General features: G+C 46.9%; 6 protein-coding genes. All 6 read left to right on the top strand.

Going from position 1 to position 9,882, the window contains the following annotated elements; translation table 11 throughout:
• A partial coding sequence (locus tag ACO0LB_RS20095) for a beta strand repeat-containing protein (RefSeq protein WP_423052400.1) occupies positions 1–2,228 on the top strand: 2,228 nt, incomplete at its 5' end.
• A 237-nt stretch (positions 2,229–2,465) separates the two neighbouring features.
• A complete protein-coding gene (locus ACO0LB_RS20090; RefSeq protein ID WP_423052398.1) occupies positions 2,466–3,230 on the top strand; it encodes a hypothetical protein in 765 nt (254 codons plus the stop codon).
• A gap of 114 nt (positions 3,231–3,344) precedes the next feature.
• A complete protein-coding gene (locus ACO0LB_RS20085; protein WP_423052396.1) occupies positions 3,345–4,568 on the top strand; it encodes a glycosyltransferase family 4 protein in 1,224 nt (407 codons plus the stop codon).
• A 490-nt stretch (positions 4,569–5,058) separates the two neighbouring features.
• Positions 5,059–6,918 (top strand): type I secretion system permease/ATPase, encoded by a 1,860-nt coding sequence (locus ACO0LB_RS20080; protein WP_423052394.1) that lies wholly within the window; start codon positions 5,059–5,061, stop codon positions 6,916–6,918.
• 11 nt (positions 6,919–6,929) lie between these two features.
• Entirely contained in the window at positions 6,930–8,285 is a 1,356-nt protein-coding gene (locus ACO0LB_RS20075; RefSeq protein ID WP_423052392.1) for an HlyD family type I secretion periplasmic adaptor subunit, read from the top strand.
• A 2-nt stretch (positions 8,286–8,287) separates the two neighbouring features.
• Positions 8,288–9,670, top strand: coding sequence for a TolC family outer membrane protein (locus ACO0LB_RS20070; RefSeq protein ID WP_423052390.1), 1,383 nt, complete (start codon positions 8,288–8,290; stop codon positions 9,668–9,670).
• Positions 9,671–9,882 lie beyond the last annotated feature (212 nt).

The raw sequence follows: 9,882 nt of genomic DNA, 5'->3' as shown, positions 1-9,882 counted from the left end.
CACTGGCTAACCTGACAGTAAGCCTGAGTCTGGCAACAGCAACTGGCACAACAGACAAAGCTGCTGTGACTCTGGTTGACGGCGTGAACACAGACCCAGTATTCAACTTCAACCTGGTAACTCCAGCCACTGAACAGTTGACGATCACAGACAACGATACAGAATCTAACTCTGTCTACCTGTCTGGCGTGTCTTCTTACGCTGGCGCAGCAAGCTCCATCACTCTGGTGAACGGCGCTGCTGGTAAATACCTGAACCTGGATACATACGCAGGTAACAGCGCTGCTGCTGCTGCTGGCCGTGGTGGTTACGGTTTCGCAACAGACGGTTCTGCTGGTGACAACACAACAGCACTGACAACAGTGGATGCAAACAATGGTGTTCCTCTGACAGTAGCTGCTGGTACAGCACGTATTGATTCCGCATTGACAACAGTTGGCGCTAAAGTTTTCACACCAACAGCAGCAGCAGTTGGCGATCGTATCATTGCTGAAAACTTAGACGGTTCTAAATACGTTGGTGACATCATCGCTCGTTTCGGCGACATCACACGCGCTGATGGCGTATCTTCCCAATCCATCGTTGGTGGCACAGGTAACGACACATTCATTTTCGACGGTATCACAAACGAAAATGGTGGTTACACAGCTGCTGACACAGTTAAAGGTGGTGCAGGTACAGATACATTGATCATCGACGGCGATACAACATTGCTGGCTGGTACTCCACGTATCACAACCAACACTTCCGAGTGGGATAACACAACAGGTATCGACGTTCTGCGTTTTGCACGTAACGAAGGCGTTGCTAACGTTGGTAACAATGCATTTGTTACCGTTACTGGTGGCGGCTACTACGCACACATCGACAATGACTTCATCAGCCAAACTGATGCAGGCAACCGTCTGACAGTCATCAACAATGATGGTGACCGTGCAACAAACACTGAGTCTGATCTGGTGTTGGATCTGACAGGTTTGTCACAATTGAAATTCGTGACATACGTTGGTGCAAACGGTAACGGTCAAGCTGGTCACGCTTCCACACGTATCATCGTTGACGACATCTCCTCCAATCAAAACATGATTTTGAATGGCGGCGACATCAGTGGTGCAAAAAATGCTAACGCAACGGATGTAACACTGGGTAACAATAACGTGTACAACGTATTGAACACAGCCAACGTTTCTATCTCTGACTTGTCTCAAACAAGCAACTTCGGTCGTTTGGAATTCACTAACAACCAAGCTGTTGTACAAACATTGAACCTGACATTGAACAACCAAATCGTTGAACAATTGGTTGACTCAAGCAACACAGCATCAGCGGCTCAATCAGAATCATTGGCAATCGTTGCTGTTGATAATGGTACTGTTGGTTCTGCACTGAACGTTGATGCACGTTCTGTGACAGGCTTCCACGGTTTGAACATCACTGGTTCCGTTAATGCAAGCGATATCATCCGTCTGGATGCTAACATCGGTGGTACAGTAGACAATATCGATCTGGGCGCTTCTGCAGGTGACCGTATCAACTGGACAGGTACTGCAACAACAGTGGCTATCAGTACAGTTGGTAACACATCTACATTCACTAACGCTACAGGTACAATCACTCACGTCACAACTGGCGTTGAGTATGTTGATATCTCTGGCTTGACATACACATCTTCTACATTGACAGGCAGTGGAGCTGCTAATGAAACACTGGTTGGTGGTGCAGGTACAGACGTGATCTCTGGTGGTGCTGGTGCTGACGTGATGACAGGTAATGCTGGTAACGATACATTTGTCATTACTTCTAGAGCGACTACCCAAAATGGTGCTTTTTTACCTGGCAATAGTACAGTTGCAAACATTGATCAAATCACTGATTTTGTTGGTAACGGTGCCGCTGCTGGCGACACTATCCAGTTGGGCTTGACTGCAAACGCGTTTGGTGGTGCAATCACTTTCACTGGCGCAACAACTGCAACAGTAACAGCAGTAACAGTGGCAACTGCAGCTGACTTCACCGCATTGACTGCAGCAGTACAAGCAGCTAGTGCTGGTGTAGCATCTACAAATGCCGTGGCTCAGGTTTATGACATCACAGTATCAGCTGGTGCCTTGGCTGGCCGTTATGTTATCGTGAACGATGATACTGCTGCGATTGCTGCAACAGATACAATCATTTCTATCACTGGCGTAACTGGTGCATTGCATACTTCTGACTTCACATTTGCTTAATATTGAGTAAGTTTGGTATGGCGCAAGTTTTTACTTGTGTCATATCTCTCACTAGATATTTGCTTAAGTAAGACAGTAGATTTAAAACCACTCTTCAGAAATTTGAAGAGTGGTTTTTTTATTGGGTGGCATTTACCCTTCTTTTTAACGCTTTGAAATGATTACTTTGGTCCTATAGTGATTCCATCGGTCAGAGTTTGTTTGTCAACCTCAGACCTTATTCGGGGAGGTAGTCAAATGAAAGCAATCGATCACGTTATTTCCGCTTTTACTGAGGCTAAGCGCATCAGTGCACAAGCACAAACAACGCGTGCCGATATACGGCATGCTTTTTCTCATTTCGGGCAGGAGCTGAAGGCGGCAATGGCTACTTCAGCGGCAGGCGGTACGAGCGCAGCATCGGGGGGCACTACAGCCAATGCGGCGAGTGCATCCGGCACGTCCACGAGTAATATGGGTGTGGCAGCGGCAGACAGTGCTGCAGTACTCAGCAGCATACAGTCGCAACAGAGTGCTTATGTTTCTGGCTCAAGTGGCAGCGGTAGTGCAACAAACACGGGCAGCACTGCAGCGACGGTAACGTCTTCAAGTATTGCTGCGGTATCGGCGACCTCAGCCACCTCAGTCACAACAACGTCCGGCACAGTTTCTCCGGTACCGGCGGGTACCATGCAGGCAGCAACGGTGATTCCGGCTTTTAAGAAGGTGTCTGAGATGACGGAAGATTGGTCCAATCCTCTTTGGGTTGCTCAGCACCCTGAGGCGAAGCAGGATCTGACGATGTCTTATATAGAAAGTACGGGTTCCACCGTGACCCCACAGCAGGCGCAGGATGCCTGGGAGGCGAGTAACGATAAGTCGGCTCCCGACTTTAAAGCCAATGCAGGGCGGGTTTTTGCCGCACAACAATTGGCCGCGTTGACACCGCAACAGCGGGCAGACTGGAATCGTGTACAAGAGGTGACCTGGGCTGCCAATCATCCCAGTGTTAGTTCTTCGTAGCTAAGTTGGTGCTATTTTTCATGTGCGCAGGCGTTGATCCGCTATACTCCATGCCCAGTATCTGACGACGCTGTTGTTTAGTCTGTCAGTGTGTCGTTGCTTTTGGAGACCGCTATGCGCATTTTATTTATTCATCAGAATTTCCCGGGACAATTTGTTCATCTGGCACCCGCTCTGGCAGCCAGAGGCCATACCGTGGTGGCATTGACGATCAATGGGACTGCTTCGTCCGGTGTGCAGGTTCTGCGCTACCAGCCTCAGCGTGGGAGTACGCCCGAGATTCACCCGTGGGTGGTGGATTTTGAAACGAAAACAATTCGTGGAGAGGCATGCGCGCAGGCGATGCATGAGTTACGTCAGCAGGGATTTGTCCCGGATGTCGTGATTGCGCACCCTGGTTGGGGTGAAGCCTTGTTTGTCAAAGATATTTTTCCGCAGGCACGTTTGGTGTGTTTTCTCGAATACGCTTATCGTGCTCAGGGGGCAGATGTTGGTTTTGATCAGGAGTTTGAGCAGACCGACTGGCAGAGTGATGCTCGGATTCGTCTTAAAAACACGACGAACTTATTAACATTGGATGCATTGAGCGAGCGTGATGTGGCGTATGCACCAACGCATTGGCAAAAATCATCGCAGCCAGCTGTCTATCACGACAAAATTGAAGTGATTCATGACGGTATTGATACCGAGATGATACGGCCGGATGCCGCTACGCGCGTGACTGTAAAAACCGATCTTGGTGAGAGGGTGCTGACTGTTGGTGATGAGATTGTGACATTTGTGAACCGTAATCTGGAACCGTACCGGGGCTATCACATCTTCATGCGGGCATTGCCTAAATTGCAGAAGCAGCGCCCTGATGCGTTGACGATTATTGTTGGTGGCGATCAGTTGAGTTATGGCAAGGCCGCACCGGAAGGAAAAAGCTGGAAGCAGGTTTTTCTGGAAGAGGTGGGCGATCAGCTGGATATGTCCAGAATTCTTTTTACAGGAGCCTTGCCCTATGACGCGTATCAAAAAATATTGCGTATTTCGGCTTGCCATGTGTATCTGACGTATCCGTTTGTCTTGTCGTGGAGCATGTTGGAGGCGATGAGCACGTCATGCTTGCTAGTGGCGAGTGATACCGCGCCAGTGAGAGAGGTGATCACGCATGGTAAAAACGGTTTGTTGGTCGATTTTTTTGATCATGCCGCATTAGCCAATACGATATCGGATGTGCTGGCCTACCCTCAGGCTTACCAGCATTTGCGCCAGGCTGCACGTAAGCATGTGATTGAGCACTATGATTTGAATACCGTCTGCTTACCGCAACAGATCGCACTGGTAGAAGGTTAACTAAAAATAAGGGAGTATGGTCAATAATAGCGCTATAGTCCACGTATTTATGGGTCTGTAAAATATACTCCAGTCCAGTATATAGAATGACTTAGTATGGCATATACCGTTTTGTCAGTGCGGCATGGCGTATGTGTTAGTCCATCAAGCACAAGCATAGTTTATCGATGCTTGTGCTTTTTTTATTGCTTACGCGACACTGTCACAGCAGCGTGTGCAGCCTTGTTGTAAAAACCTTGTGCAAGTTGCTTACTGGGAAAATCAGGGCAATTTGATGCAATTTGTAAAATTCCCACTTTTTGTTACAACTTATTTTTCGAAGATACTTGTTTAGGCTTTTACGGCGACGAGTATTTTGTGTTAATCTTCGGAAATTGTGATATCCGTCACATTTTTTACTGAACTGTCTGCGGATAATGCCTCCCGAATTCTTGTTTTTTTGTTTTCTCGGCAATCCCGTCGAACTTGTGCACTTCTGTGCGATTACATAATGAAATCTAAATTTTCTATTCCCAAGAGTGAAATTACTGACATCTTGTCATCTTTCAAAGGGGCATTCCGTACTGTTGGTATTTTCAGTGCGATTATCAATTTATTGATGCTGGCACCTTCTCTCTATATGTTGCAGGTGTATGACCGCGTATTGCAAAGCCGCAATGAGATTACGTTGTTAATGCTGACCTTGTTGATGCTGGGTGCATATGCTTTTATGAGCGCGCTGGAGTTTGTGCGTAGTTTTGTGTTGATTCGCATCGGTGCAAAACTGGATATGCAAATGAATAAGCGTATCTATACCGCCGCATTTGAGCAAAATCTGAAACAAGGTGGTGGTAATCCAGGCCAGGCATTGCAGGATTTGACGCAAATACGTCAGTTCCTGACAGGTAATGGATTGTTTGCATTTTTTGATGCTCCCTGGTTCCCTGTCTACATCATCGTGATTTTTATGTTTGATGTGTATCTTGGTTTGTTTGCGGTAGCCGCAGTCATTCTGATGGTGATTCTGGCTTATGTGAATGAGGTCGTGTCCAAAAAGCCTCTGTCAGAAGCAAATTCGATGGCAATTGCGTCCAGTAATCTGGCGACCAATAATTTGCGGAATGCAGAAGTGATTGAGGCAATGGGGATGTTGCCTAATTTGATGTCCCGTTGGTATAAATTACATGCAAGATTTTTGCAATTGCAGGCAGAAGCCAGTGAAAAATCCGGCATCGTTACCGCCGCAAGTAAATTTGTCCGTGTTTCTGTGCAGTCATTGGTTCTCGGCTTTGGCGCCTTGCTGGTCATCGAAGGAAAAATGTCCGGCGGTATGATGATTGCCGGTTCTATTCTGTTAGGTAAAGCAACTGGCCCTATTGATCAGTTGATCGGTGTGTGGAAGCAATGGAGCTCAGTTAAAAGCGCCTATGATCGTCTGAATCAATTACTGTCAAATAATCCTCCGCGTAAAGCTGGCATGGAGTTACCTAAACCTTTGGGCGCATTGTCTGTTGAAGGTGTTACTGCAGCGCCGCCAAGATCGCAAGTCGCTATTATTAAAGGTTTAAGTCTGGCGCTGCAACCAGGAGATGTATTAGGCATTATCGGCCCTTCAGGTTCTGGTAAATCAACTCTTGCCCGTTTGCTGGTCGGTATCTGGCCGACAGCGGTCGGTAAGGTTCGTCTGGATGGCGCAGATATTTACACATGGAACAAAGACCAGCTTGGACCAAATATCGGCTACTTGCCGCAGGATATTGAATTATTTGCAGGAACGGTAGCGGATAACATTGCTCGTTTTGGTGATGTCGATTCTGAAAAAGTGATCCTGGCTGCCAAACGTGCGGGTGTGCATGACTTGATCCTGCACTTGCCACAAGGATACGACACGGTGTTGGGTGATGCTGGTGCAGGTTTGTCCGGTGGACAAAAGCAACGTCTTGGTTTGGCGCGTGCTATGTATAACGATCCGTCGTTGCTCGTACTCGACGAGCCTAACTCTAATTTGGATGAAGTTGGTGAACAAGCATTGTTGGTCGCTGTGAATGATTTGCGTCAGCGTGGCAAAACGATTGTGCTGATCACGCACCGGACTTCTGTATTGGCGGTCACCACTAAATTACTGTTATTGCGTGAAGGTGTTGCTCAGGCATTTGGTCCTCGGGATCAGGTGATGGCTGCATTAAATCAGGCGAATCAGCAGGCGCAACAGCAAGCCCAGCAGGCTCAGCAACAAGCGCAACAAATTGCGATGGCGCAGCAACAAGCAGCAGCGCAGGCATCCTCTGGTCAGGCCGCAGCGACAGAACCGCCAGCAGATACGCAGGCGCGGATTGAAGCGGCAAATGAATCAACGGATGCTGAAGCTTAATAGGATTAATCATGAAGAAATTACTTAGTAACAGCCAACCTGTCACGGATGTTGCGGCACACAACGTAGAAACTCTGGAAGTTAACACAGATGCCCATCATTATTCCCGTATAGGCTGGAGCATTATTTTATTTGGTGTATTTGGCTTTCTCTTATGGGCTTCATTTGCACCGCTGGATAAAGGCGTTCCGTTGAGCGGTAACGTGGCCGTGGCTTCCAACCGCAAAATGATTCAGCATCAATCGGGTGGTACTGTTGACGAAATTCTGGTGAAAGATGGCGACGAAGTAAAAGCCGGACAAGTGCTGGTGAAAATGAATAATACGAGTGCGAAGGCGGCTGCAGAAATCGTACGTGTACAATTTCACACATCAGAAGTGACGGAGGCGCGTTTACTTGCTGAACGAGATGGCGCGAAGACTATCAGCTTCCCTAAAGAAATCGATCAGGCAAAATCTGATCCAAGAGTGGCAAACAGTATATTGTTACAGCAACAATTATTTACTGCACGTCAGATTTCTATACAAAGTGAATTAGCTGCTGTAGATGAAACGATTGCAGGCCTGAGAATTCAGTTAAAGGGCTTGGAAGAGTCGATGGTCAACAAGAAGCAACAGCAGCAGTTCTTAAAAGAGCAGCTGGATGGTATGCGTGATTTGACGAAAGATGGTTATGTTGCTCGCAACCGTTTGTTAGATCTGGAGCGTACTTATGCGCAACTGAATGGCGGTGTTTCTGAGGACCTCGGTAATATTGGTCGCGTTTCCCGTCAGATTTCTGAATATACATTGCGTAAAACGCAGCGCCAGCAAGAGTATCAGAAAGAAGTTCGTACTCAGTTGTCTGAGGTGCAAAAAGATGTGGAAAGCTCCAGAAGTCGTTTAGATGCTCTCGATTTTGAATTAAATAACGTGTTTGTTAAGGCGCCTGTAGACGGCACAATCGTTAATTTGAATGTGTTCACAAAAGGGGGTGTGATTCCCAGTGGCTTCAAATTGATGGAGTTGGTACCTAAGGATGATGCATTGGTGGTCGAAGCTAGTTTGCCCGTACATCTGGTCGATAAAGTTCATGCAGGATTAAAGGCAGAGTTAATTTTTTCAGCATTTAATTCAAATACAACGCCACATATTCCTGGTGTCATTACCCAGGTATCTGCAGATCGCACCGTTGATGAACGCACTGGACAGGCATTTTATAAAGTGCGTGCGGCAGTTGCTCCTGAAGGTATGAAAATGATTGCGCACTTACAGATTCGCCCTGGTATGCCAGTAGAACTGTTTGTCAAAACAGGTGAACGCACGATGATGAACTATTTGTTGAAACCAGTATTTGATCGCGCTAACTCTGCAATGACTGAGGAGTAATCATGGCGAAAAAAAGTATACGACTAAGTCTGATCGCTGCCGCTTGTACATTATTGATACCGGCAACGCAGGTGTCGGCAATGAGTCTGTTACAGGCATACGATGCCGCATTGCAGAATGACCCAGTGTATCGTTCTGCAATTTCGGAAAACATTGCTGGGCAAGAGTATAAGGTGATGGGCAGGTCAGGTTTATTGCCGAGTGCTCAATATAGCTATAGTACTGGGAAGAATAAGGCAGAGATTTTTACGCCTAACCCTTATTACAATCCTGACGGAACTGCGGCGATCCAGAAGGATAAAGAAAACGTGACTCGTCCTGATTACACGAGTATTTCTTATGGTTTGTCTGTTCGTCAGACGTTGTTTAATCTGGATGCAACTGCCCGCTATAGGCAAGGTATTGCACAAACAAATTATAGTGATGCTGTTTTTAACAGCCGTGCTCAGGATTTGATCGTGCGTTTGTTATCTGCCTATGCAGATACAAAATATGCAGAAGATCAGTTGAATTTGTACACTGCGCAACGTAATGCCTACGCCGAACAAAAGCGGATTAATGATCGCATGTTTGAAAAAGGTGAAGGAACCAGAACCGATATGCTTGAAACCCAGGCAAAGTTGGATGTCTCTGAAGCGATGTTAATTGAAGCAGCAGATAATCTGACGAATGCTCGTAATGCGTTAGCGGCGATTGTCGGTAAAGAGATTACGAATCTGGATGGCTTTTCTGGTGAGTTCAAACAGACGTTGTTATCACCATCCCGTTTTGAAGAATGGAAATCGATTGCGACGGAGTCAAATCCTGAACTTGCAGCTGGACGTTACGCCTTAGAAGCATCTGAGCAGGAAATCAATAAAGCCAGAGCAGGACATGCGCCACGTCTGGATTTGAATGCTAGCTTTAGCCGCAGTGTGTCTGACAGTATTTCGACATATACTCAGGATTCGACCGTCAGAAGTATCGGCGTGCAGCTGGTGATTCCGATTTATTCCGGGGGTTATGTGAATGCGGCTAGCAATCAGGCAGTGGCAAACCGGGACAAGGCCAGAGCGGATCTGGATGCTACAACCAATAAAGTGATGATAGAACTGCGTAAGCAATTCAACGCAGTGCAAACTGTTATCACAAAAATGTCTGCACTGGAAAAATCGGTTAACTCGGCGAGTTTACTAGTCGAGGCAACAAAGCAAAGTGTCAAAGGTGGCGTGCGGATTAATGTCGATGTGCTTAATGCTGAGCAGCAATTGGTCGCAGCCAAGCGTGATCTGGCGCAAGCACGTTACAACTATCTGATTAGCTTCCTGAAATTGCGCGCAGCAGCAGGTACCTTGAATATTGGGGATTTGCGTACCGTTGCTGGATATTTTTCTCCGGCTAACTAATCTGACGGATTGTAGTTGACGCCAATCATGAAATGAAAAGTAGATAAAGTGACGACGTTTCCAGTGTAACGAAAACGTCGTCTTATCGTAAGCACCCGGTAAAGTCGTCTTGAACCGCGCTCCGGATTTATAGAACATAGTGTCCACGTAATAACTGGGTACATGTACATTATGAATCTGAATGCAGTTCCTCCCGTGCCAAGGCGCCGACG

It is taken from the genome of Undibacterium sp. SXout7W, from assembly GCF_049339385.1.
Classification (GTDB): domain Bacteria; phylum Pseudomonadota; class Gammaproteobacteria; order Burkholderiales; family Burkholderiaceae_D; genus Undibacterium.
The sequence above is the reverse complement of the archived record's forward strand: the minus strand, read 5'-3'. Positions and strand labels throughout refer to the sequence as shown.